Source organism: Rossellomorea arthrocnemi, assembly GCF_904424705.1.
Taxonomy (GTDB): Bacteria; Bacillota; Bacilli; order Bacillales; family Bacillaceae_B; genus Rossellomorea; species Rossellomorea arthrocnemi.
Map to the genome: position 1 here is coordinate 353,475 of NZ_CAJGBF010000001.1, position 25,361 is coordinate 378,835.

The 25,361-nt window shown below is 42.0% G+C and carries 24 protein-coding genes; 9 read left to right on the plus strand and 15 right to left on the minus strand.

Translation table 11 applies throughout. From position 1 onward, the window contains the following. The first annotated feature begins 492 nt into the window (after positions 1-492). Both BAA9072_RS01840 and BAA9072_RS01845 read left to right on the plus strand, forming a co-directional pair. Positions 493-1,194, plus strand: a complete 702-nt coding sequence (locus tag BAA9072_RS01840) for a helix-turn-helix domain-containing protein (protein WP_201712969.1) — start codon at positions 493-495, stop codon at positions 1,192-1,194. A gap of 81 nt (positions 1,195-1,275) precedes the next feature. Further along, a complete protein-coding gene (locus tag BAA9072_RS01845) occupies positions 1,276-2,181 on the plus strand; it encodes an EamA family transporter (RefSeq protein WP_201712970.1) in 906 nt (301 codons plus the stop codon). Positions 2,182-2,327: 146 nt separating this feature from the next. Here the strand turns inward: BAA9072_RS01845 and BAA9072_RS01850 are convergent, their stop codons facing one another. The 3 genes from BAA9072_RS01850 to BAA9072_RS01860 are packed head-to-tail and all read right to left on the minus strand — an operon-like array spanning position 2,328 to position 4,468. Next, positions 2,328-2,948, minus strand: coding sequence for a response regulator transcription factor (locus tag BAA9072_RS01850; RefSeq protein ID WP_201712971.1), 621 nt, complete (start codon positions 2,946-2,948; stop codon positions 2,328-2,330). 10 nt (positions 2,949-2,958) lie between these two features. After that, positions 2,959-4,047, minus strand: a complete 1,089-nt coding sequence (locus BAA9072_RS01855; RefSeq protein ID WP_201712972.1) for a sensor histidine kinase — start codon at positions 4,045-4,047, stop codon at positions 2,959-2,961. A 37-nt stretch (positions 4,048-4,084) separates the two neighbouring features. After that, positions 4,085-4,468 carry a hypothetical protein gene (locus BAA9072_RS01860; protein ID WP_201712973.1) on the minus strand — a complete coding sequence of 128 codons (384 nt, stop codon included), beginning with the start codon at positions 4,466-4,468 and terminating at the stop codon, positions 4,085-4,087. A 207-nt stretch (positions 4,469-4,675) separates the two neighbouring features. Between BAA9072_RS01860 and BAA9072_RS01865 the strand changes: the two genes are divergently transcribed. The 3 genes from BAA9072_RS01865 to BAA9072_RS01875 all read left to right on the plus strand — a co-directional run bounded on the left by BAA9072_RS01865 (position 4,676) and on the right by BAA9072_RS01875 (position 6,946). Next, complete coding sequence (locus BAA9072_RS01865; protein WP_201712974.1) at positions 4,676-4,999, plus strand: hypothetical protein; 324 nt, start codon at positions 4,676-4,678, stop codon at positions 4,997-4,999. A gap of 706 nt (positions 5,000-5,705) precedes the next feature. Then, positions 5,706-6,476: a hypothetical protein gene (locus BAA9072_RS01870; RefSeq protein WP_201712975.1), complete on the plus strand. Its 771-nt coding sequence runs from the start codon at positions 5,706-5,708 to the stop codon at positions 6,474-6,476. Between the two features lie 2 nt (positions 6,477-6,478). Continuing rightward, positions 6,479-6,946, plus strand: a complete 468-nt coding sequence (locus BAA9072_RS01875) for a hypothetical protein (protein WP_201712976.1) — start codon at positions 6,479-6,481, stop codon at positions 6,944-6,946. A 602-nt stretch (positions 6,947-7,548) separates the two neighbouring features. On the opposite strand, the gene BAA9072_RS01880 is transcribed toward BAA9072_RS01875, so the two are convergent. The 8 genes from BAA9072_RS01880 to BAA9072_RS01915 all read right to left on the minus strand — a co-directional run bounded on the left by BAA9072_RS01880 (position 7,549) and on the right by BAA9072_RS01915 (position 15,669). Further along, positions 7,549-8,430, minus strand: a complete 882-nt coding sequence (locus tag BAA9072_RS01880; RefSeq protein WP_201712977.1) for a GNAT family N-acetyltransferase — start codon at positions 8,428-8,430, stop codon at positions 7,549-7,551. 305 nt (positions 8,431-8,735) lie between these two features. Continuing rightward, positions 8,736-9,332, minus strand: coding sequence for a flavin reductase family protein (locus BAA9072_RS01885; protein WP_201712978.1), 597 nt, complete (start codon positions 9,330-9,332; stop codon positions 8,736-8,738). Positions 9,333-9,368: 36 nt separating this feature from the next. Continuing rightward, positions 9,369-10,613 (minus strand): MFS transporter, encoded by a 1,245-nt coding sequence (locus BAA9072_RS01890; protein WP_201712979.1) that lies wholly within the window; start codon positions 10,611-10,613, stop codon positions 9,369-9,371. A gap of 7 nt (positions 10,614-10,620) precedes the next feature. Then, entirely contained in the window at positions 10,621-12,126 is a 1,506-nt protein-coding gene (locus BAA9072_RS01895) for a sodium:solute symporter family protein (protein WP_201712980.1), read from the minus strand. Between the two features lie 3 nt (positions 12,127-12,129). Further along, positions 12,130-12,381 carry a hypothetical protein gene (locus tag BAA9072_RS01900; protein ID WP_201712981.1) on the minus strand — a complete coding sequence of 84 codons (252 nt, stop codon included), beginning with the start codon at positions 12,379-12,381 and terminating at the stop codon, positions 12,130-12,132. 44 nt (positions 12,382-12,425) lie between these two features. Continuing rightward, positions 12,426-13,031 carry a 3-isopropylmalate dehydratase small subunit gene (gene leuD, locus BAA9072_RS01905; protein WP_201713196.1) on the minus strand — a complete coding sequence of 202 codons (606 nt, stop codon included), beginning with the start codon at positions 13,029-13,031 and terminating at the stop codon, positions 12,426-12,428. Beyond that, positions 13,031-14,455, minus strand: a complete 1,425-nt coding sequence (gene leuC / locus BAA9072_RS01910; protein ID WP_201712982.1) for a 3-isopropylmalate dehydratase large subunit — start codon at positions 14,453-14,455, stop codon at positions 13,031-13,033. The genes leuD and leuC overlap by 1 nt, the downstream gene beginning before the upstream one ends. Positions 14,456-14,466: 11 nt before the next feature. Next, entirely contained in the window at positions 14,467-15,669 is a 1,203-nt protein-coding gene (locus BAA9072_RS01915; RefSeq protein WP_201712983.1) for a CaiB/BaiF CoA transferase family protein, read from the minus strand. Between the two features lie 161 nt (positions 15,670-15,830). On the opposite strand from BAA9072_RS01915, the gene BAA9072_RS01920 reads away from it, so the two are divergent. Together BAA9072_RS01920 and BAA9072_RS01925 are read left to right on the plus strand one after the other, a co-directional pair. After that, positions 15,831-16,478: a GntR family transcriptional regulator gene (locus tag BAA9072_RS01920; RefSeq protein WP_201712984.1), complete on the plus strand. Its 648-nt coding sequence runs from the start codon at positions 15,831-15,833 to the stop codon at positions 16,476-16,478. A 19-nt stretch (positions 16,479-16,497) separates the two neighbouring features. Beyond that, positions 16,498-17,382: a hydroxymethylglutaryl-CoA lyase gene (locus BAA9072_RS01925; RefSeq protein WP_201712985.1), complete on the plus strand. Its 885-nt coding sequence runs from the start codon at positions 16,498-16,500 to the stop codon at positions 17,380-17,382. A gap of 171 nt (positions 17,383-17,553) precedes the next feature. Here the strand turns inward: BAA9072_RS01925 and BAA9072_RS01930 are convergent, their stop codons facing one another. Further along, on the minus strand, positions 17,554-17,964 hold the full coding sequence (locus BAA9072_RS01930; RefSeq protein WP_201712986.1) for an SRPBCC family protein: 411 nt from the start codon (positions 17,962-17,964) through the stop codon (positions 17,554-17,556). 2 nt (positions 17,965-17,966) lie between these two features. Beyond that, positions 17,967-18,989 (minus strand): aldo/keto reductase, encoded by a 1,023-nt coding sequence (locus tag BAA9072_RS01935; RefSeq protein ID WP_201712987.1) that lies wholly within the window; start codon positions 18,987-18,989, stop codon positions 17,967-17,969. Between the two features lie 756 nt (positions 18,990-19,745). Here BAA9072_RS01935 and BAA9072_RS01940 point away from each other — a divergent pair. Next, entirely contained in the window at positions 19,746-21,398 is a 1,653-nt protein-coding gene (locus BAA9072_RS01940) for a M14 family metallopeptidase (RefSeq protein ID WP_201712988.1), read from the plus strand. Positions 21,399-21,691: 293 nt separating this feature from the next. On the opposite strand, the gene BAA9072_RS01945 is transcribed toward BAA9072_RS01940, so the two are convergent. Both BAA9072_RS01945 and BAA9072_RS01950 read right to left on the minus strand, forming a co-directional pair. After that, the gene (locus BAA9072_RS01945) at positions 21,692-22,357 is read right to left on the minus strand and encodes a hypothetical protein (RefSeq protein ID WP_201712989.1); all 666 of its coding nucleotides are present in this window, start codon (positions 22,355-22,357) and stop codon (positions 21,692-21,694) included. Positions 22,358-22,893: 536 nt separating this feature from the next. After that, positions 22,894-24,141 carry an MFS transporter gene (locus BAA9072_RS01950; RefSeq protein ID WP_201712990.1) on the minus strand — a complete coding sequence of 416 codons (1,248 nt, stop codon included), beginning with the start codon at positions 24,139-24,141 and terminating at the stop codon, positions 22,894-22,896. A 101-nt stretch (positions 24,142-24,242) separates the two neighbouring features. Here BAA9072_RS01950 and BAA9072_RS01955 point away from each other — a divergent pair, with 101 nt between their 5' ends. Continuing rightward, on the plus strand, positions 24,243-25,124 hold the full coding sequence (locus tag BAA9072_RS01955) for a helix-turn-helix domain-containing protein (protein WP_201712991.1): 882 nt from the start codon (positions 24,243-24,245) through the stop codon (positions 25,122-25,124). The last annotated feature ends 237 nt before the right edge of the window (positions 25,125-25,361 follow it).

The following is a 25,361-nucleotide window of genomic DNA, read 5'->3' on the forward strand; positions in this document are numbered from 1 at the left end:
TCCTACTGCTTCCATATGGGGATATTGCCACCCAACATTTCAGAATTTACATAATTATGATAAACAAACGGATCCGATGGAACAGGAATAAAGTCCTAACTTTATAAAAGGGGAGGATTTACAACATACTAACTTGTTAGAATGTTATTCCATCCCCTTTTATGACAAGTAGAAACGAGCTCAAATAATGTCCGTCCTAAAAATCCACTCATGTGAGTTCAGTTGGTAATGGGCAGTGGACTTGGATGGTATTCCAGGTGGAAAGACTAGTGCCTAAGCAAGGAATAAAGCAAACGGGAGAAGTAGGGGAACAACAAAGAATATCGAATTCTTAACATGTTAATAGGTAAACAATGAAACAGTGAGACCAAATGATACATTTCAAAAAAATCATCAATAAAAGATGCCTGACCCCCAGTATGCTAAAGCTATACCGGGCTGGGAATTTTACTTATACTAAAAATAAGCTAAGAATTAAGAAGGGGGAAAAGCATGGATAGTCGGAAACAGGTGATTTGTGAAAAAAGATCTTCCTCAAATAAGAGCAATTCTCATCAACATAATTTTGGCCAATTTCTTTTTCCTTTGCAAGGTTCATTAGAAATAAATACTCTTGGACAAGAAATAAATCTTACTCCTGCGTATTGCTTATATCTCCCTCCTGCATACTATCATGACTTCCGTTCCACTGTAAGGAATGAATTTCTCATTTTAGACATTCCCACTGATTTTTTACTTTGGGAGACAGAGTGTATGTACTTACAATTAGATGAACAATGGAATGCGATTCGTTTCTTACTATTAGAAGAGGTTGGGAATAGGAAAGAATCAGTCGCTCTCAGGGATTTAACAAGATATGTAACTCATAAATTAAAAAGCTCTACACCTGCATCAATTGAATATATTCACAATCATTATAAAGAATCTATTAACCTAGATACATTAGCAGGAATAGAAAATTACCATCCCATTTATTATTCCACATGGTTTAAACGAAAAACAGGTAAAAGCCCTAAAGTTTATATAGCAGAATTACGGTTGAAAGAAGCAAAAAAATTATTATTAACCACTTCTTGGACCATATCGTCTATAAGTGAGGAAATAGGTTTTGAAAACGCCTCTTCCTTTACAAGATGGTTTGTAAAATGGGAAGGTATGACTCCACAAAAGTACAAAATGCTTAATAATGGATAAATAGAACCTTAAACTCAGTAAAGATGCAGGAGTAGCATTCATCTATAATGAGTTTAAGGTCTTTTAAATGAGGTGGATCATATGGAAAAGAAATTGGCTCCCTTTTTAGTTTTACTAGCCGCTATTTTATGGGGGACAACAGGTACAGCTCAGGCCCTGGCTCCAGAGGCTGCGCACCCCGTTTTAATTGGAGTTATGCGCTTAGCGTTAGGTGGAATTCCCTTATTGATTATTGTTCTTCTATTAGGCAGATTGAATTTAAAAAAATTCCCCATCAGGGAAACACTTCTTGCTTCTTTAACCATGGCATGTTATCAACCATTCTTTTTCTCTGCCGTAACGTTAACCGGTGTAGCCATAGGAACTGTTATAGCTATTGGAAGTGCCCCGGTTTTTTCCGGGATGATTGAGTGGATTTTTTTAAAGAAAAGTCCGGTAAGAGAATGGTGGTTTTCAACTGTGTTATCAATCGTCGGATGCTTAATGATCTTTATGAACAAAGAATCTGTAACTGTAAACCCTTATGGCATAGGGATGGCTTTAGTGGCAGGATTATCATTTGCGAGTTACACTCAGTTTATTGGAAAATTAGTTGGGAAGCATTCATCCCTTTCAATAGTGGCTGTAGTATTTACACTCAGTACACTCTTCCTATCTCCATTGTTATTTATCTATAATATGTCATGGATAACTGAGGGAAGTGGCTTTGCAGTAACCCTCCATCTTGGAATCATAGCAACTGGGTTAGCTTATTTTCTGTTTGCCAGGGGTCTTATAAACGTTCCTTCTTCAACAGCCGTTACCCTTTCGTTGGCAGAACCCCTTACAGCTGCATTGTTAGGCGTATTTTTACTTGGAGAGCACTTAACCTTAACTTCATGGTTGGGTATATGTTTCTTACTATTAGGAGTTGGTGTGTTAATTCTTTATTCCAAAAATTCAAGTGTTGAAGTAAAGACAAGACTCAGATCCAATTTAAGTAAATAATAGAATGATACTCGGGTCAGTTTTATATAGTCATTCTTTCCTTGAATTCGATTCTTTCACATCTAAATGGCAGTGAAGTTCAATTTGGAGGAGCAACAGAACCGTCCCCATGCTTTCCAAGGTAGGTCGGTTCATCCTCACTTAAACTACCCATTCCCCGAACCAGACCCAATCCACCCCTTCATCTTCGCAATCATGACGGCATCGAGACGATTTTTCGCTTCTACTTTTTGGATGATTTCTGAGATGTAATTTCGGATGGTGGGAGGAGATAGATATAAGAGTTTACTCATTTCGCTTACGGAGTATCCTTCCTCGAGATGGGTAAGGATGTCTTGTTCCCTTTTCGTAAGGGGATTCATTTCTTCGAACATGGAATGTGAGAGTTGCGGACTGAATACTTTTTGACCTGTTAGGATCGTTCGTAAATGCACAGCCAATTGGGAAACGGGAGAATCTTTCAGGAGATAGCCGTAAACACCCGCTTGAATCGCCCGTTGTAAGTAACCGCTTCGTGCAAAGGTTGTCACAATCACTATACGGCAAGGGTGCCCCTCCTCTTTCAATGTCTCCGCTGCTTCAAGGCCGCTCACGATAGGCATTTCAATATCCACGATGGCAATGTCGGGTGACTTTTCTCGTATTAGGTGCAGTGCTTCTTCCCCATTTTCAGCTTCACCCACCAGTTCAATATCAGGTTCTAAGGATAATAGTTTTCCGATAGCCCCTCTCACCATACCTTGATCCTCTGCGATTACAATTCTCATCCTTCCACCTCTATTCACTAAATGGTTTTTCGATTTTCGGTACAGAAATGGTTATGTTCATCCCTCCGCCGGCATTGGATTTCCAATGCAGCTTCCCTTCAATCATACGGAGCCGCTCTTTCATCCCCATCAAACCGCTCCCCTCGTGGGTTCTATTCACACTCCCCATGCCTACTCCATCATCTTCAATCTCCAGGATGAAAGAACCGCTGTTTTCAAAGATGGTCATCCAGCAATTTCCAGCTTGACTGTGCTTAACAATATTGGTCACACATTCCCGAAGACATAAACCAAGTATTTTGCCATTCACGAGAGGGATCTTTTCCAAATCCATCGAATTCAGATGTATCACGATACCTGCTGATCGAAGGAACTGTGATGCTTGAATCACTTCTTCTGATAACCGGACAGACTGCATATCACTGACCAATTTCCGCACTTGTATTAACGTATTGCGGGAAATGTGTTGGAGCTCGCGTACCTCTTGGATCGCTTCATCAGGATTTCGCTGTACAAGCTGTTCCACGAGTTCACCTTTCAACGTTAAGAGGGACAATGTATGACCGAGCGTATCGTGCAGATCCCTGGCAATCCGTTCTCTTTCCTCTATTTTAATGAGTCGTGCAATTTCTTCATTGGCACTGAGAAGCTCTATTTTTACTTGATTCGATATCTGTTGGTTGCGGAGAAAGTACGGCAGACCAACGAGAAGGATGAGGATCGGAATCCAAGACAAATCCTGGGTCCCGAAGTCAAATTCAACATGATACCATATGGCAGCTATATAAAAGACAACCATCGAGCCAGTATAGACCGTGATCCGTGCAAAAGAGGGAAGAAGCCCTGTTACAACAGCAGGGTAAAGGCCGTACCATATATTCCACGGATTAAACAAGATGATTAAGAGCATCACACACATATGCTGAATCACAATGCTCCGTTCTCGGTGTTTTACATTTGACGTGCTTCTCCAAAAGAGGAGGGCAAGTAATATAAAAAGAACATAGCCATACCACTTATCTCCGAAAGGCAAAAGCAGCATATATAAGGAAGGAATGATAAGCAGCCTTGACCAGTTAAATTTTATGATAGGTGGCATTCGTCATTCCCCCTCTCTTCATACGTATTCTTACACCTCAGACTTTTGTCCTTCTCACCGTCTTATCCACCCAAACGGGGATCCATGCAATGGAAAGAGTAGCCACAAACCCATGTAACGAATTGGCTACACCTGCTATCCCGGGCTCTGCAGGAAAAGCCCAATCAAATAAGGATAGGGCGAGTGCTACCCCAATCGTAATGAAGGCATACATCCATCGCGGTCTCGTAGTTTGTTTCTTTAATTTCATATAAACCAATGCCCCGATCATATTCACCACAATCGACATAAAAAGGATCGACACGGGTGTTATCTTTTCAAATGTAACGTCTAACACAAAGCATAGCAAGTAATACAAACCAATCGCGGCCACACCCGAAATCACCCCAACCATAAACCCAACCTTCAACCCATTCTTCATCCATACACCTACTCTCATAAACTAACAACTGCCTAAATCGTAGCATGTAGAAATAGCTGGAAATAGTTATAAATATCATTTGTTTGGAAGCGTGGGGACGGTTCTCGTGCTTCCTTTTTGCAAAGAAGAAGCAGCAGAACCATCCCCATGCTCCAGGGTAGTATCACCGTTTCATTTCCACTATAATAAAAAGGAGGAGGTGATAAAATGGAAAAGCAAATCTTGAACATGTTATGCGACATTCAACGCAATATGAAAGAGCTTGACCTAAATATGAAAGGGCTCGACCAAAAAGTGCAGGGTCTTGACAGTAATGTGCAAGGGCTCGAAGGTAATATGAGGGAGTTAGGAAGTGATGTAAAAGAGATAAAGGAAACGGTTAATAGAATCGAAGCATTTCAAACAGAAGATGTCATTGCTATGTCAAAAGTAGGCAACCAACGTTCTGAAACGGACTTTCATTATCTGAACACAAAAATCACCGATATTGATAAACGGGTGTTCACCCTTGAGAATCGAACTGAAGGTTAATCGTCAATTCTTGGCGCAGAATGACGATTAACCTTCTACCTACTCTTCTGTTCCCTCTCACCATGATCCACACTTCATTTCTTCGATTTTTTCTTTTGTTAGACTTCCCATAGTGAAAACACTAAATTGTCTGGTCCACTGCAAGAAAATAGATCAAAAGCCATTCTCACTATCTACTGTATAATCTTTTCCCCTTCATTTCCCATTTCTCCTTAATAATGGTAGATCTTCAAGAAATCAATGAGTGAAGCAAGTGGGTTATTTGCAATGGATTCTCATCATCCCTGCTTCCCCTAAAAAAAAGAAAGGGACCAAGGAGCATAACAGGTTCGGCTTCTCGAGTAAAAAATACGATTCGTTAATCCTTTCACATTCGTAATAGTAGTAGTATTAGCAATGAAAATGACAGAAGAACTGTAGGTGACCTATGCACATACTGCTCTTTTTAATAGGCTCTAAAATGCAAAATCGCATGGGAATTTTTATTAGTATATAGGTAAAACAATAGATCGGTTAAAGGACAGCAGTTTAATAAAATACTAAAATCATTCAAGAAAGCAAAGACAATAGCTGAAGACACGCCAAGTGATCTTCGGCTTCTTTTTTATTCTCTGGTGAAGATAGATGAATGTATAGTATGTCAACGGAAGGTAAACCTAATACCACCATTAATTTTCTAAAAGTATATTATAGAGGATGAACACTATTGGGACTTCCAAATAGAAGAAAATTATATATTATTAGGTCGTGGAGTAACAACTTTTTAAAATTAACAAACCCTTGGGTTGTTTTATGGTGGTCTGCTGCTTTTCCCGGGTTTGGATATATATTATTAGGAGATTTTGTTCTAGGTTTTATTTTAATGATGTTTGAAATGATAGCGAATACACTTGCGGGTATAAATAGCAGTATATATTTTTCGATGATCGGAGAGTTTGAGCTGGCCAAGGAAGTGCTTGATAAGAAGTGGTTTTTAGCTTATATGGCTATTTATGTTTTTGTAATGTATGACAGTTATCGGCGGGCAGTTGAGTACAATAAATCATATCTATTAGCTTATAGGGAGAATACACAGGATTTGAATATTTTTGACCTTGCACCCATGGGTATAGGGAACTTAGACAAAACTTCTCCTGCTAATGCCGTTATCTGGACAGCCCTATCAAGCGGTGTCTCATCTATGTATTATAAGAATATGCCTTACTTGATTTTCAGCTTGTTTTGGATAGGTATACTCAGTTATAAGTCCGGGCTGCTTGAAAGTATTCATTATGCATGTATACTGGATTTTTCCAAGTCGAAGGAGGTATTGGATCCTCAATGGTTTCTATTTTTTCCATCTGTGTATGTATTTATTATATACAACACTTATATATTAAGCATTTATAATAATAAGGCTTATGACCTGACACTCTCCAGATTTCTGAAAAAGGATTTTCAAAAAATAGACTTCCCTTTACCGATAAAGGAGGAATGAAATTGTATATTATTGCAAGTTTTGATTATTCTCCTTCATTGGAAATAGCACTTACGGAATTAATGGAGAATGAAATACCTCAAAATAATATCCTCGCCCTTCCTTTAGATAAAATGACCGAGTCACCACGTTTATTTGATAGCATTCATTATGCAGATGGAACCAGTCTGGTAGACCTTGCTGGAATATTAGGTTGTATTTTTATGCTTCTTGGTTCTATTTACGGTTTTGTTTTAGAATGGGGGCCAATAATATGGGCTCTTATAGGGCTTGTTGTTGGGTTTATTACTGGTTTTTTTATTAAGTGGATATATATCAAGGCAAAGTACAAAAGAAGTTTTAGCAAAAGCAAGACAGAAGTATTTGTCATTATCTACACAAGAGAGGATAACAAAGTCCATAAAATAAAAGAAATTCTTTGGCAGCATAACGCCCTTGGGTTGACAGTGTATCAAGGACATAATACTTGAAATGAACTTTATTTCTTCAGCTAAAGAGTGCTTTAATTGAATAAACTGTTGGTCAGATGGATAGCAACTGACCTTTTTTTATTTGCCAATTCAACAATGTGATTAACATAATAAGTAGCAGTGGTCTGCTGTCTATCAGATTCTCGCTAATTTGTATGCGAATTAGTATTCCAAACGTAGGCTTAATTTAATTTTTCTACTTTCAAAACCGAACCAGTTAAAAGAAGCAGTCCGTCTCTAAATAAATTCACTCAACAACAACCATAACATGGATTTAGACCCCTTAGGCGGTAGTATATTTTTCGGATCATACTGAATTCGCTTGTTATAATACATATCATCACCTCTAAAAATAATCTTTTACGTAGGACTGCTTGGACAAAAAGACAAGTGGTTAACCAGAATTAACTAGAACGGTTCTTCTGCTTCCTCTTAAATCAGAGCGAATCCGTCTCTACTTCACAAAAAAGAAGGCAAGGATACGTTCCCTTGCCTTCTTTTTGATATACATCAAATGAAAGAGTGAGCTGCAACAATCGATAAATATCCTGGACGCGCCATCTGGTTGTTAATATGCAATACGATTTATTCTTCCTCTAGCTCTACGAAATGTCCTTCATCATGAATACCTGCTTTGTTGTCGTTTGAAACCCTAAGCCCTTATACACTGCATACGACTTTGCACTGACAGGAGAATTGGGAACAAGCCTTGTAATATTCTCTGAAAAATCACCGAAAATGTCCCCCAGCATGAACGTAATAATGGCGTCTCTATCCTTTCGTGCCGGAGCCGCTTCACATTGATACACGATTGTATGACTGTGTTCACCCTCTGGAGAAAATGCCTTTCGATAGTTGGCATATCCAATTGGTTTCCTTTTCTCATCAAGTGCAATCAGTGCCTGACTTCCTTTTCCATTTTTCCAATGGGTCTGCCATGGATTCATGCCTTGATAAAACGATAATGAATCGAACTCATGAAGATACACATGAGTTTGTAGGGTGTATAGATTCGGTGATTGTGTAATGGGAGAAGCAGAAAGACTTCCTTTAAGCTCTAAATATTCAAGCTGATCGGTGATTGTATAGCCGTATTGTTCGTATAGAGCAATGGCCTTCCCATTTTCCTGGACGGCCTCCAGTGTGGCGACTTCCACTCCCTCTTCTTTATAGATTTCCAATGATTTTTCGATTAACGCTTTTCCAACACCATGTCTTCTGAATGTAGTCGCAACGCCGGTCCCACCGTTCCAAGCGACCTTTTTCCCATTTACTTCTCGTATTCCATTCATCACGAGCCCTGCAGGCACACCTTCCATAAAAGCTACAATGGAATACTCCGTCGATAAGCCCTCGTTGACTAATCGTGAGGTAAACGCGTCTGTATTCATAGTCATGTTGAAATAATAACCCTCGAACCCGGTATTCCATGCTTGTACAGCTTCTTCTAACGTACATTCTTTCAACCTTCTAATCTCTACCATCTCTCTCTTCCCTTCAACGTGTCATACAAGACTCATAGATAATTTTTCCATTTGTTAGAATATTTTCATTCTATCAAGTGCATTAAAAACTGTCTATAGGGAGCATGGGGACGGTTCTCTGGGAGCATGGGGACGGTTCTCTTGCTTCCTTTTCGTTAAGGCGAAGCAGCAGAACCGTCCCCATGCTTCTCCCCATGCTTCTCCACTTCTACCCATAAAACAAAAAACGGTGCCTGACCTTCTAGGCGTCAGGCACCGTTTTTTTTAAATTCACGAAGCAGTAGAACCGTCCCCATGCTTCCCCCTCACCTTGGCAAATGAAAGAACGAGCTCATTTCACTGTAGTTTCCCGCAAGTCTCCCGAGTGGTTGAAGTCGATCCAAGTTGATTTTGTAGTTTCCTAGATAGTATTCATCTTCTATATGGTAACGGACCATTCTACCGATGATTAAGTGGTCACTTCCAAGTGCAAGAATTTGTTCGAGTTTGCATTCCATTTGGATCGGTGCTTCTTTTACTCGTTTTGGTTGGACGATGACACTGTCAATGGGTGTGACTCCTGCCGCTTCAAACTCATTGACGCTGCTGGGAAGGTTTTCTGCACTTTTTTGCATTTCGTTTCCAAGGAATGTGGGAACGACGTTGATGACGAATTCATTTTGTCCCCGAATATTGACCAGCGTATCCTTTTCGGTTCCCTCCCTTTCTCCAACACCAGGTCCAACGGAAATCGAGAGCATAGGGGGATTTCTGGAGGCAACCGAAAAGAAGCTGAATGGTGCCAAATTTAGTTCACCCGATTTGGATATAGTTGAAACCCATGCGATGGGTCTTGGGACAACGGATCCACTCAGGAGCTTATATACTTGTTTCTCTTCTAACTCAGCAGGATTAAATTCCACTATTCCCTTCTCCTTTCATTTGCAACTCGTACCTCTTTAGTAGGCCATCTTTGTTTTCATTTCTTTTAATAATAGGAGTAACAATCCAAACACAAGGATCATGACGCCTACAATCATGATCCATCCAGCTGTAAAACTCCCGAAGTAATCGACGATAAAACCGAAGAGCGGAGGTAATGTGATCACTCCCAAGGAGCCAAGGGTGATACTAAATCCACTGGATAGCCCGGAGAACCTAGTGTCCACAACCTCACTGGCCACATTCATCCAGATGGCATTAAAACCGGATATGGCAAACCCAAACACCATCGTGACGGGGATCATCACCTCAAATGCCGTAAAGGGAGGCAGGAATGCCAGAGTCATGCTTGAGATCCCGGCTATTCCCGAAATCATCATCAGGATGATGACACGTTTCCCTTTAAATAACCGGTCACTGATGACTCCCCAGACGATTCTGCCGATGGATCCACATACTTCTGACAGGACTAGAAGTACACCTGACAAAAAGAGGGAGATATGCAAGTATTCATAGCAATAGATGACAATATAAGTGACCAGGCATAGTTGGGAGCCACTCAATCCCATCGCACTTATGCTGACGAGCATCAACGGTTTATTCTTCATCATGTGTTGCATGGAATGGAGAAAGGAGGAGCGGCTCTCGTTTTTTTGCTTAGCTGTTTCTTTAATGGAATCATGATAAAGGGTAAATGAGACGACTCCCCCAATGATCAACAGAAGACAGGCAGCCGCGACCACATGCCTCCACCCATACATGGCGGAAAGCGGAAGCAGGACCAGTCCGGCAAGAGCTGAGCCCGTCGTGATGCCCGTCTGCTTAATCCCCATGGCAAATCCACGTTGCGTCTGCTGGAACCAGTGAATGATCCCCCTGTTGGTAACAGGATGCATCGCCCCATACCCCAATCCGCCAATGACGACAAGGAGGAGGACGAACCCAAAGTGATGGGAAAATGTCATGAGGATGAAGCTGCTGCCTACGCATAAAGAAATAAGAAGAAGTAAGGTTTTAGAACCGGTTTGATCGACGACGAATCCGACTGGAATGGAAGCAAGTGCCTGCCCCAAAAAGAGGGCGGCAGGCAACATGCCAATTTGGGACTTACTTAACTCCAGATCTTCCCCGATCAAGACACCCAACGGCCCCACACTTCGACCAATAAAAGCCACCAATAATTGGGCAAGGAGGAGACAGGCGAGCATTTTCCAAGGTTCCTGAAAGACGGTCCTTTTCATTTGTGGATGAGATGCATTCATTGGTCCGTTACGCTTTCACATTGAATGACAAAGGCTCATCCTCAACAACCATGCTCTTTTTCGAAACGGGAATGAGAAGAGATCCTGCCACACAGATCAGGAAGTTCAAGGACAGCCCTATGACTCCCCCATGAATGCCATACACGGTTTTATGTCCTGTGAAGGTTAATACCCCTGCAAGCACGGCTCCAATCAACATTCCCCAAAACACCGATCGTTTCTCCAATCGTTTCCAATAGAGGCCAAGAACAAACGCAGGGAATACTTGGACCAAAAGCTCAAATTTCAAGACAAAGATTTCATATAACGTCCCTGGTGGATTCCAGGCGATCCATAGGAGAAGAAAAACGGCGATGATTCCCCCCACTTTTCCGACCATGACCTTCTTATGTTCTGAGGCACCAGGACGGATGAACTTTCCATACACATCATTAGACAGCATAGACGAGAAACTTAATAATACGGAATCAGCTGTGGAAACAATGGCGGCAACAATCCCACCGAAGAAAATGATCATCACCCAATAGAAGAATGGATTAATCGCAGCAATATCATTCGCCATCAGTCCCACAATTTGTTCGGAACCCCTTGTATCTAATCCAGGATAAAGCATGATTCCGATGATACCGATGACGAATACCAAACCTGTCGTAATAGGCGGCATCCATGCCATCCGTGAAAAGGACTTCTTCAACGTCTTCTCACTCTGGGCAGAGTAAATCCTCTGAACGGCATGTGGATAAATACTTGCACCTAACCCGACAAGCAGGAGCATACTGAACCAGTTAATGGAAACATCCGTTGAAGGAACCGCGGTTTTAACAGGTTCCATCTCATTGATGTAGCGAGTCACATCTCCAAAGTTCCCTCCAACGAGGTACAATCCCCCGATCAGGAACACAATGATCCCCACCATCAGGATCAGACCTTGCATGACGTCTGTAAAGGCAACTGCTTTCATCCCCCCCATCCACTCATACGCAAGCATCACGAAAATAAATACGAGTACCGCAATCTGATAAGGAATCGTTCCACCTGTCATACCGGATACAGCCTGACCGATGGCGACCAGTTGTTCTAACAAATAGTTACCTAGTCCCCATAGCATGAGGAAAATGCTAAGAAGAGTGACCGCCTTCGAGTTAAAGCGGTGTTGAATCCAATCTGTCGGTGTGACAAAGTTCTTTCGTTTAGCGATGACATAGAGCCTGGGGGCGAATAATAGATAAACACCGATGATGATGGTCATGAATGAAATCGACTGCAGCCAGGAAAACCCTGTTCGATAGGCAGACGGAGCATACCCTACTATGGTATTACCACTATACTGAGTGGCATAAAGGGTAAAGAACAAAGCAATAAATCCTAAATTTCTCCCGGCTAAATAATATCCGGACAAACTTTGATGTAAGTCCTTTTCCCCTCTCCCAGAAAAATAACCAATAACCAGCATGATAATGGCAAATGCCGACAGGATGATAATGCCATCCAATCCTGCAAACGTTAGATTCATAGTCTACTCTCCCCTTTTCATCTGCTCTTCTTCATCCTCAACAATGTTCCATTGACTCACACATAACCAGCTCAAGTAACCGCACAACACGATGGAAAAAACAGTCGAAATAAAAGCCCATAACGGAAATCCAAGAATAATGGGTTCAACGGCACCAGATGGAAAATACCAAGGGACAATCGCAAGAACAAGCAAGATTAACCCTACCCAGATCCACACCTTCCGGATCGGTTCCTTGATTTGATTCGGTTTCATGATTTTCCTCCTATCACTTTTTTAACGTAACCACTTTTTCCAGACTAAGATTTCAGTCGATAATGTATGCGGTGATTTTTTTCAAAGGAGTCAATGATCTCTTGGTTGACCAAAGTAGAATCGATTTCATCCAGTCCCTTTAAGAGCAATTCCTTACGGTAAGGTTCAACAGAGAAATGACAGTGGAAGCCGCGATCATCTGAAACGGTTTGATGGACAAGGTCAATTGTCAACCTGTAACCCGGTATGTCCTCCCCATGTCGGAATAGATTCCCCACCTCCCCTTCTTCCAGTACGATCGGCAGCAGCCCGTTTTTAAACGCATTGTTATAGAAAATGTCTGCAAAAGACGGCGCGATGATCACTCGAATTCCGAAATCAGTGAGCGCCCACGGAGCATGTTCCCTTGAAGAGCCGCAGCCAAAATTCTTTCCTGTTAATAAAATGGTCCCATCCCGGTACATGTCCTGATTCAGAACGAACTCCTGAACCTCTTTTCCATTTTCATACCGCCAATCATAAAAAAGAAATTCTCCAAAGCCTGTTCGTTCTATTCGCTTCAGAAACTGCTTGGGAAGGATGGCATCTGTATCCACATTGATCGCATCCAGAGGGACAACTTTCCCCGTCATTTCAGTAAAGGCTTTCATCATGGTTTCACCTGCTCTTTTGATTGTGATTCCCACGTTCGCACATCGGTAAAATGTCCCGTGATGGCAGCAGCCGCGGCCATTTCCGGGCTCACTAAATGAGTCCTGGCATGTCTCCCCTGTCTCCCTTCAAAATTCCGGTTAGACGTCGAGGCACATCGTTCACCTGGGAGAACAATATCGTCGTTCATCCCAAGACACATACTGCAGCCTGATTCACGCCATTGAAAACCGGCCTGAATAAAGATGCTATCAAGTCCCTCCAGTTCTGCCTGCCGTTTCACCTGTTGAGACCCCGGGACTACTAAGGCGGTCACAGAATGGGCTACCTTATATCCCTTTACAATCCGGGCGGCTTTCCGGAGATCTTCTATTCGACTATTGGTACACGAACCGATAAATACTTTATTGATTGAAATGGAACTAATCGGCATCCCGGGACTCACCCCCATATATTTCATGGCCTTTTCTGAAGACTTTCGCTGCTCTGCAGGTAACTGTTCCAACGTCGGAATGTGGCCATTGATACCGGTAACCTGGCCGGGGTTGGTCCCCCATGTCACCTGAGGTACGACCTCTGAAGCATTCATGTCAATCGACAAGTCAAAAACAGCATCCGGATCCGTATATAGTTCCTTCCATTCCGTAAGAGCCTCTTCCCACTCATCATCAGTCGGGGCAAATTTCTTTCCTTTTAGATAATCAAACGTTTTTTGATCCGGTTGGATGAGTCCTGCTCTCCCTCCCATTTCAATGGACATATTACAAACAGTCATCCTTTCTTCCATTGAAAGACTGCGAATCGCCTCTCCGCGGTATTCAATTACATACCCTGTGGCAAAATCGTGACCGAATTTCCCTATAATCGTGAGAATAAGATCTTTGGCGGTCGTTCCACTCGGCAGGGAACCGCTTACATTTATGTCAAGCGTCTTGGATTTATACTGCTTTAACGTCTGAGTAGCCAACACATGCTCGACTTCACTTGTTCCAATTCCGAAGGCCAACGCTCCAAAGGCACCGTGAGTGGACGTGTGACTGTCCCCGCATACAATCGTTTGACCTGGCTGGGTCAGTCCAAGCTCTGGCGCGATAACATGAACAATCCCCTGATATTCACTTTGCAAATCGAAAAGCTCAACCTCAAATTGGTTACAATTGTTCTCTAAAGCCTCTACCTGTCTTTTCGCCAGTTCGTCTTGAATGGGGACGGAGTGATTTGTCGTCGGTATCGCATGATCCATCGTCGCAAGGGTTAAATCCGGTCTCCGCACGGATCGGTTCTTCAGCCGTAATCCTTCGAAAGCTTGGGGAGAAGTTACCTCGTTCAATAAATGAAAATCGATGTACAAGAGGCATGGGAAACCCCGTTCTTCCTTCACGACATGCTTATTCCAAACCTTTTCATATAACGTTTTAGCCACCCTTCTTCCCCCTATACGATATTCTCACTCTCCAACTCTCTTAATTGCTCTTCCTCCAGTCCTAATAACTGAATATAGATTTCTTCATTGTGCTTACCCATCCGTTCGGCACCCGGCTCCTTCACCTTACCGGGAGTACGGCTCAGCTTCGGTACTATGCCGGGCATCGGAAATTCACCAAGCTCCGGGTGATCCACATTGATGATCATTTCTCTTTCTTTATAGTGAGGATCTTCCACTATTTCCTTGGCTGTATAGATCAAGCCTGATGGCACGCCTTTCTCTTCCAGAATCTGAAGGGCATCCTGTGCATTGAGGGATTTGGTCCATTCTTCGATTAAAGAATCAAGAAGCTTCATGTTCTCCCCCCTTGCATGATGAGTTGCAAACCTCGGATCCTCACTCAATTCAGGCTGACCCATCGCCTCAGATAAGCGTTTAAACACACCATCGGCATTGGCTCCAATGACGATGTATGTTTTATCCAAGGTGAAATAAATATTAGACGGAGCGACCCCCGGCAAAATATTTCCCATCCTCTCCCGGATATAGCCTGCCAGCATATAATCAGGGATCAAGCTTTCCATTATGGAAAAGACAGATTCATAGAGTGCCGTATCGACCACCTGCCCCTTTCCTGATTTCGTTCTTTCATGGACAGCCACGAGGCATCCGATGGTGGCAAAGAGAGCAGTGAGAGTATCCCCGACGGACACGCCGATTCTAGATGGCGGACGGTCTTTGAAACCTGTTACATTCCGCAATCCTCCCATCGCTTCCCCTACACTTCCGAACCCTGCCCGGTCCTTGTAAGGGCCTGTCTGTCCAAATCCCGACGTCCGAACCATGATCAATTTAGGATTAATTTCAGATAAGATTTCATAAGAAAGATTCCATTTTTCCATCGTTCCCGGTCTGAAATTCTCTATAACGATGTCCGCCTCTTTGACAAGCTCCTTCAGCAGATTCTGACCTTTCTCTTCTCTTAGATTTAAGGTCACAGATTTTTTATTCCTGGATTGGATCGGCCACCAGAGACCTATCCCATCTTTGGATTTCCCCCAATTCCTCATGGGATCGGCTTTCCCAGGTGGTTCCACTTTAATGACTTCAGCTCCAAAGTCCGCAAGCAACCTTCCACTGAAAGGTCCTGCCAGCAATGTTCCAAGTTCGATGACTCGTAAGCCTTCTAAGGGTAGCGTATGCTCAGTCAATTTCATCCCTCCTGTTTGAATTTTCTTAATCTTGTATACAAATTTAAACTCTTGTATACAAGAAGTCAATATAATATTAAAAAAACGATAAAAAATCGCTTACAAAGGAAAAATATTGTATTTATTTTTCAGTTTGTATACAATTAGACTGAGGTGTTGTTATGGATGCATACGAATACATCAAAGGAGCCATTATCGATGGGAAATTTGAACCCGGTATGAGATTAGGGGAAGAATTTCTCGCAAAGGAATTAAGCTTAAGCAGAACCCCCATACGGGAAGCCATTAAACATCTGGAGGCAGATGGTCTGGTCGTACCGTTAAAACGGGGAGTCAGTGTAAGGAACTTCACAACAGAAGACATCCGGCAAATTTATGATCTGCGTACGATCCTGGAGGGTTATGCAGCCAGTCAAGCTGCCATCTACAGGACGGAAGCAGACATGGAACAAATGGAAGCAGCGAACATCGTTTATGAACAAGTCATTGATGAACACGTGCAGTCAGATATGGATAGTATTAAAGAAATCGTAGCCGTTAATCAACGATTCCACGAGGTCATCATACAAGCAGCGAATAATGCTCATATCCATTTTCATCTATCAAAAGTCGTAGTGGTCCCCATTGTGTACAGATCATTTTATTGGTATAACGACTACCAGCTTAAGCAATCATTAGAAGTCCACAAAACGATTCTGCAAGCCATCCGCAACAAAGAACCAGAGCGGGCGAAAATTGCTATGCACGAACATATCTATCAAGGTCGTGACCATGTGTTAAAGCATTTGGAAAACATTAAAAACAGTTGAAATAAGAGGAGGAAGAGAAATGATTGAAATTTGTGAGGTTGGTCCACGGGATGGTCTGCAAAATGAGTGTAAACTGGTTTCTACACAAGACAAAGTAGAGCTGATTAATCGATTGATTGAAGCAGGAATCACATACATTGAAGCCGTTTCATTTGTGAACCCCAAAGTCGTTCCCCAAATGGCTGACGCAGAAGAAGTTCTCCTCCAACTCCCGAAGGATAAGGGGATTCGATATGGCGGCCTGGTGCTCAGCCGATCCGGTCTCAATCGGGCTCTTCAAACGGATATCGATTATTTACACGTTGTCACCACTACAAGCGACACATTCAATCTGCGCAATGCGAAACGAACCGTTGACCAGGCTGTCACTGAACTAACAGACGTCATCAAAGAAGGAGTCCAAGCAGGCAAAAAGACAGCCGGTGTCCTCGGAACTGCATTCGGCTGTCCATTCGAAGGAGAAGTCCCTCTCGGTAAAGTACTATTCGCAGCAGAAGAATTCTTAAAAGCCGGTTGTACTGAGCTTACCCTGGCAGATACAACGGGCATGGCAAACCCTAACCAGGTAAAGACGGTAGTTCAGGCATTCAAAGATCGATTCGGTCACGATCTATCCCTGGGTCTTCACTTTCATAATACCCGCGGACTCGGATTAGCCAATACACTTGCAGGCTATCAAGCTGGCATTCGACGATTTGACTCGTCCATCGCCGGCATGGGTGGATGCCCATTCGCCCCTAAAGCAGTCGGCAATGTGTGCACAGAAGACATGGTCAATATGTTTCATGCCATGAACATCCAAACCAATACCGACCTCCCAAAACTTCTCCAAACCTCCAACTGGCTAGAAAACATCATGGGCCGCCCACTCGACGGCATGCTAATGAAAGCAGGAATCTCGTAGAAGCAAGGAGAAGCAAGGGGACGGTTCTCGTGCTTCCTTTTCGTCAAGAAGAAGCAGCAGAACCGTCCCTATGCTTCCAAATCACATATAAGATAAGCAGTTTTTTGAAGTTAATAATCAACTTCAAAAAACTGCTTTGTTCTTTTTACAGCTACAAGTTTCTAATAGAATTTAGAAACGCTTTTTTAATGATTCTAAACCATCCTTAAAGATGCCGTAAAAGAGATCGATTGCTTCCTTTTCACTAACATCCACAGGTGTAAATCTTCCGGACCATTCTACCAACGATGATTCACCATCAGTATCTTCTTTAACGTGAAGAGTAGCCAAATAATCAGTAATCGGAAATGGTGCTTTAATAATTGAATAAGAATAGTAACGCTCCTTATTATTAAATTCTTCCAATCGCTCTACAATCGCTTCTCCATCCGGATTAGCCAACCGACGTATGCGCCCGCCTTCGCTCACTTCACTATTAGGAATATAAGGTAACCAGTCTGGAAGCGAGTCAAAGCCTCCCATTAGTTGCCAAACTTGATCGGGTGAAGCTGGAATTTTAACGGATGCAGTTGTATGTGCCACGTTTATAACTCTCCTTTTTTGATAGTAGTGGGTAGTGGTGCATGAGGTGCTACCAGATGTTGTTCTTGCATTTCTTCCCAGAACGATGCCGGGATCACAGTGTTAAGCGCAGCTTTATCTTCTGCTATACGTTCTGGGCGACTAGCGCCAGGAATCACAGAAGTAACGGCCGGGTTAGCAAGTGAAAATTGTAAAGCAGCAGCTTTAATGCTGATGTCGTAACGGTCCGTAATATTTTTGATTTTCTCTACTTTTGAAATGATTTCAGGTGATGCTTTTTGATATTCAAAGTGGGTACCTCCAGCAAGAACTCCTGAACTGTAAGGTCCACCAACCACAATGTCCATACCCTGTTTTTGAGCTGCAGGCATAACTCGTTGCAAAGCACGCTCATGGTCTAATAATGTGTAACGACCAGCTAACAAGGATATATCCGGCTTCGCTTCTTCTAAATCAAGCATAAGCTCAATGGGTTCTACACGGTTCACTCCGAGTCCCCATCCTTTAATAACTCCTTCTTCTCGCATTTGTGTTAGCACGCGGAATGCTCCTTTACGGGCAATTTCGAATTGAGAAAGCCAATTATCACCATAAAAATCTTGTGCAATGTCGTGGATGTAAACAAAGTCTAAACGATCTGTTCTCAAACGCTTCAAGCTTTGCTCGATAGAGCGTCTAGTTCCATCTGCACTATAATCATTGACGATCTTATTCTGACGACCAAATTCGAAAAGTCCCCCTTTCTCACCTAAATCACGTGATGAAGTGTCTTCTAGTTCATCTGAAATGACACGGCCTACTTTCGTGCTTAAAAAGTAATCATCACGATTTCTGTTGGACAGAGCTTCCCCTAATCGCATTTCTGCTAAGCCAGCACCGTAAAATGGAGCTGAGTCGAAATAACGAATACCGCTTTCCCAAGCAGCATTCACTGTTGCTAAAGCTTCTTCTTCCGGAATATCACGGAACATATTACCTAGCGGTGCAGTTCCAAAACCAAGTTTATCTTGAAATCTATCTTTCATTACTGTAACCTCCTGGAAAATTAGTTTGTCATTTGAATGGATAAGGCATTCGCTACCTCTAACTAAACTGACCAATACCTCGTCATCGCCTGACATATGTAATCATGAACCAGAATGAAAGAAAAGAATAGTACGTACTTTAAAGTAATGTAGGCACTAATAAGTAATCTATGGAAATAGGTTCACTCCCAATTTAAAATCAACCCACTTTTTATAAAACCTATTGAAAGCTAATTTAGCCGAATTCCCAAAGCTGCACAAGAAAAATACCAAGTATTCTAATATATAGGTAACTTATTAACTAAACGAGAATCCAGTTATAGATAATGGATAGAATTAATGCTTCACCAATATCACCGCATCCCCATCCTTACGCCTGCCTGGATCGGTCGCAACCCAACCACCCTACACACCTTCAAACTCCCACTCTGAAACTCTACACTTTTCCCCTTTACATACTCCGTCATCAACATCCCAATTTGAGCTGCCTCACAACGAAGCAACAGAACCGTCCCCATGCTTCCCAACAAAAGTACTGTTTTTTCCAGAAGGATTCTCTAACATTTTAGGAAAATTCTTCTACACGTATATCGAAAATGTTTCGCAAACCGAATAAAAGTAGATCGTACAACCTAGCTCACTGCCCCTTTAATAGAAAATGAAATGAACTACTCCGAAACTACTATTCTGAATTTTTTGACTTATTTCGTCGTTCTACTCTATCATTTAATGGAATAGAAAAGGAGGAAACCCACTATGAAAAAACTGTTAACGAAACGTACTTTCCCTGCTCTCCTCGCCGCCACTTTTTTACTTGCACCTTCTGTACAGGCAGAAACTCCCTACTACGGGAAGACATACAGTCAGCCTGATCAGGTACGGCACCTCTATCCGGAACTGCCGATAACGGATAATACACCTGCCTTTTCCAGGGAGGGAGAAGCTTTTACTTCTCAGGAAGAAATGCTCTCCTACATACAACAGCTTCAAGGGAAAAGTCCTTATCTAACCGTCAAAACCATAGGAAAAACACAGGAAGGACGAAGCATCCCGGCCCTTTATTTCACCAAGGATAAACACATCAATACAGGTCTCCTATCAAGAAAGCCGATTGTTTGGGTACAAAGCCAGATTCATGGGAACGAGCCTGCCAGCGGTGAAGCCATACTGGCGATCGCGGATCGGCTTACGGGTGAATTGGGTGAGGACGTCCTCGATGACATCAATGTCATTGTCGTTCCAAGAGTGAATCCGGACGGCTCTTACGCCTTTAAGAGACAGCTGGCCAATGGGCTGGATGGAAACCGCGATCATATGAAACTCGAATCACCAGAGGTACAGGCGATTCATAAAGAATTCAACAAATACTCCCCTGAAGTTGTCATTGATGCCCATGAATATTCCGTGTACAGCAGTGCCTTTCGTCAAGTCGGCGAGGAAGGTGCTTTGAAGTATCATGATATACTCATCCAATCCGGACGAAACCTGAACATTCCAGAAAGAATTCGGACCACGTCTGAGCGCCTATTCCAAGACCCTGTTATCGCAGAGCTTGAGTCGAAAGGGATGACAGGAGAAACCTATTATACGGCCGGCTTAGATGACCAGGGTGAAATCGAGATCGTCGAAGGCTCCACCGAACCGAGGATAGGGCGCAATTCATTTGGACTTGCACCATCTTTCTCCTTTCTTGTAGAAAGCCGGGGGATCGGCATTGGCCGGGAAGACTTTGCCCGACGAGTGAATGCACAAATTGCTACACATGAGAAAATCCTTACACAAACCGCCGACCATGCAAGACAAATTAAGCACCTTGTAGCCTCCGAACGACTGAAACTAGTAAAAAAAGGGCTGCTTCCAAATGACAATGATCCTATCATCATAGATAGCGAAAACAAAGAGATTGCCGATCAAACCCTTAAAATGGTCGACATCGCCTCAGGTACGGTGCAAGACATTCCAGTCAACTATTTCAGCGCGACAGATGCCGAACCAACATTAACAAGAGAAAGACCGACTGCCTACGTGCTCATGCCAGATCAGAAGGAAATAGCAGAAAAACTAAAAAACCAAGGATTAAAAGGCTTCACATTGCCTAAGGATGTCAAACTCCCTGCCGAATCCTATACCGTCACAAAAAAGGAAAGTCGTGGAGAATACGAAGACAGACAGCTCGTGGACGTGGAAACAAACGTAACAAAAGAGAAAGTGACTTTCCCAAAAGGCAGCTATGTCTTCCTGACGGCACAGCCTCAAACAAATCTATTATCCCTATCACTTGAGCCAGAATCAGTCGACAGTTATGTCACGTTTAACTATGTCCCTTCCGAAGTAGACCAGAAATTGCCGATTTACAGATTTACGATTGATCCGAAGAAATCGGAAATGAAATCATTTATGAATAGGTAATTCGTGAAGCACGGGTGAAGCACGGGGACGGTTCTCGTGCTTCTTTTTTTGCAGGCAAGAGGACTTTCAATGATGCATGAAGAGCCACGAAACCTGTCCCCTTGACAGTAGTACAGATGATTTCACCCTACCACAAACAAAATAAGCGAGCTCATCCACCAGCAGGACAAGCTGTTTTGGCCGTAACAAATAACGGTGAGCACCATCCCCATTCGATCCATATCCGTTATATAAGATAAGAGTTACACTACACAAAGAGAACCTGCCCAAGTTGAGGCAGGTTCTCTTTGTTTTTATGGTGTCTTTAATGCCTTTTCTACCTGTTGTAATTCCTTCTCTGAACATTCCGAATCACCATATCTTATCTTCTCATAAATAGGTATAATTTCCGTTGGCCCGTTAATTCTCTTAAACCATTCATTAATCGTTTCTGCAGGTCGCTTCTGATTGTGTGTGCCAAGTGTCTTCTCCCACTTTTGTAGATATTTTCTTACCAGATGCATGTTGGTTTGATTTTCTTTTTGGAGAAAAGATAGATTCTCTACAGATAGCTCCTCTTCATTTTTTGCTATAACAGGAGAAGAAGATGAGATTGATTTGTCTTTAACTTGTTGCTTCTTCCGATACGTTCTATATACGAAATAACTGGCTATGCATATACATAAAGCCAATAGAAAAAAAAGAAGATAGTTTCTTTTAGTTGTACTCGTATCATCCCCTATAAATGGAGAGAGCACAGATTTTAGTAGGGGCTCTACTTCCGTTCCCTCCTGTGCTTCTTCCTCCAGTTCTGTATACTCCCCAGTAAAATGATTCGGTCCCTTCCTAACAACATCTTCATCTGTAAACAAGCGTTCTTTTACACTAGAAGAAAGGCTAGTAGAAAGAGAGGTTAGGGAGATGCTGATAAAACAGGCCATCAAAAAAAAGACCGTGATCGTCATTATTCGATATTTCATGCATCTTCCCCCTCATCCCTATAATGGTTCTCCTGCTTTCTTTTCATTTGCACTAAACCTCTAATCCACCCACACATTTCACCCAACTTCCTCCAACAGGGTTCATACTAACTATTTCAAGATTACTATATAATTAATTTCCTAATATAAACAAAGGACCTATCCCGTTTTGGATAAAGTGAGGTACGTCCCCCTTCTATTGTCAGAGAGATTTTCTCCTATTCCGCATTCGCATAAGAAAATACAGTTCCAAATACAAGTCCAGAGGATCTATACAGACATTAGAACGATGCAATTTAATAGTAACAGAAGTTCTTTGGATGTTTAATAGTGATTTTGTTATCCCATGATTTTTCTTCTCTTCCCTGAATGCTCGGGAACTGATAACCGAAGTGAAATAATTATGAAGCAAACGTTTAATGGACTAAACAACTAAATAAATCAGAACCCCACGGCTATTTCCAATAAAAAAAGTCCACCCCTTTTAACGATTCATTAAATGGGGCGGACATTACCTTTCCGCTACACATATTCCATTAAGAGCTCTTCCTAATCGCAGGATTCAACACCATCATGAATACAATCATTCCTCCAAATACGGAGATACCTAAAAACAGATGATTGATACTAAAGTGTACGAGCAGTGATCCCGTGAGTAACAATGATATGGGTTTACTTGATTCAAGTAACACCCTCATCGTACTTTGAGACCTGCCCAGTAATTCTCGTGGTACCTTGATTAAGAAGAGGGACTGCAAAGCGATACTCACTAGAGGGCTTCCGATGCCAGCAATGAGGATGACAGCCAATACTAATGTAAAGTTATCCGTAAAGGCTAACATGCCAAATGACCCTAATATCATGACTAAACCAACAATCATCGGCACGATTTTTCGGAATCGGTTAAATAAATTTATTGATAGCGACCCACCTAATATTCCAATAAAGAAAGCAATTTCAACCATCGCTAACTCAGAAGCATCTTTTACGAATAATGGAAACAGAACCGCTACAGGTGCCAGCATAAAGTTGATTAGCACCAAATAAATGATCATTCCCCTTAAGATTGGTACAGATATGATGGTTTTTAATCCTGTTTTTAAATCAAGAGAAAACGTCTTCATATTCAATTTATCCGCAGGTCTTTTCGACAGCCCTTTTTCCTTAATGAGTAAGATAAAGAAAAAGGAGATAAAAAAGGTTAGTGCATTAAATAGGAATGCTGTAGGCAAACTGTACAGCAATAGAATCCCCGCTATGGCAGGGGCACCTAATCCTACCACTGTTTGAATCGTTGATGAAAGACTCTGTGCTCTCGTAATCAAATGATCTGGAACAATCGTTCTGATCGCGACAGACTTTGCTGGAATAAAAAACGAATCAAACGATGAAGTAAATGCAGCGGCAGCGATCAGCATCCACGGACTCAGCATATCGAACCAGAAGAGAATGACCAACCCAAGCACAGCGATTCCCCGGCATATATCTGCTACTAGCATGTATCTCTTTTGATTTCCTCTATCAACAAGTACGCCCGAGAAAATTCCAAATAAAATGGTGGGGATCACTTCCGCTGCCAGGACAAGAGAGATGAGTAAGGAGGAACCTGTTAATACTTTCATAGCCCAGATCAGTGATAGAGCATACACGCCATCTCCCAATGCTGATACAAATTGACCGGCAATGAGATAACGATAATCTTTAATGGCAAGAAGATGTTTAAAGCTATCCTTTTTTTCTTGGCTCTCTGGATTTAATTGAGATTTTACTGCGGCTTCTGTCATAATTCGCCTCCAACTAATTGTGGTATATTATTCCTATAATCGATTATGACGTCAGAGGGAGAACAAGAAAATATGCATTTATGCAATTTTTGGAGGGGAACATGAACATCGTTGATAAAAATATTGAATATTATCGCAAGAGGGCCGGCATGACACGAAAAGATTTGGCAGAAGGCATTTGTGACGAGTCTACCTTATTTAGAATTGAAAAAGGATCTCAAAATCCAAGACTGGATCTATTAGTTGAAATTAGCCACAAACTGAAAGTACCTGTTGCATTTTTAATGAGTGAGCTGCCACTCGGTGACCTGAAAGAAATAGAAAAATATAAGAACCTTTGCAGAAAGCATATCTATTATCAAGATTACCAAGCCCTATCCTTGACGATTGAACAATTTGATAATCTACTAGATCAAAACTCTGATCATGCACAATATCTTACGAACAAGAAATTCATCACCTGGAACAAAGCCATTCTTCTCCATGTGCAAGATAAGAATTTAATAAAAGCAGAAGAACAATTGAAAAGTATTCTTGATATAAAACTAAGAACAGAATTCGACATCGGCGTCTGCAATTCTCTTGGTCTTGTGACATTAAGTAAAGATGGTGTCTCTAAAGCATTCGATTTCTTTACTAAAGCTTACACAGCCATTGAAGAATTACCTCAATTAGAAGACCCTACGCTAGCCCCAAGAGTGGCATATAATATAGCTTATTGTCACGTCAAAAATAGGCAATTAAATGAAGCTACAACTCTCGCCTATCAAATCATTGGATTACTAGAAAGCAAACAGTTAAGCTTTATCCTTGGAAAAACGAAACATATGCTAGGGAAGATACACCAAATGAGTGGTGATTATGAACAAGCAAAGGAATACTTACTAGAAGCTCAATTCTTATTTCGACTAGAGAAAAATGAAGCCTATTATATAAAGACAGAAGAAGATTTAAATGAGATTTATTTGCTTTTAGAAAAATGAAGAAGCATGGGGACGGTTCTCATGCTTCCTTTTGAACAAGATAAGGCAGGAGAGTTCCACTCAAGAAAATAGTACAAAAAAAGCCCCACTCCCAAACATAGAGTAAAGCTCATTTCTACCTTATCCGTAAAGCAAATCCTCAAAATGGGGGAAACATAAACAAAGATATCTGGAATAATGTATCTGCCCCCTCAGCATACCAGTTCACCTAATATCTGGGTAGTATCATCGATTCAT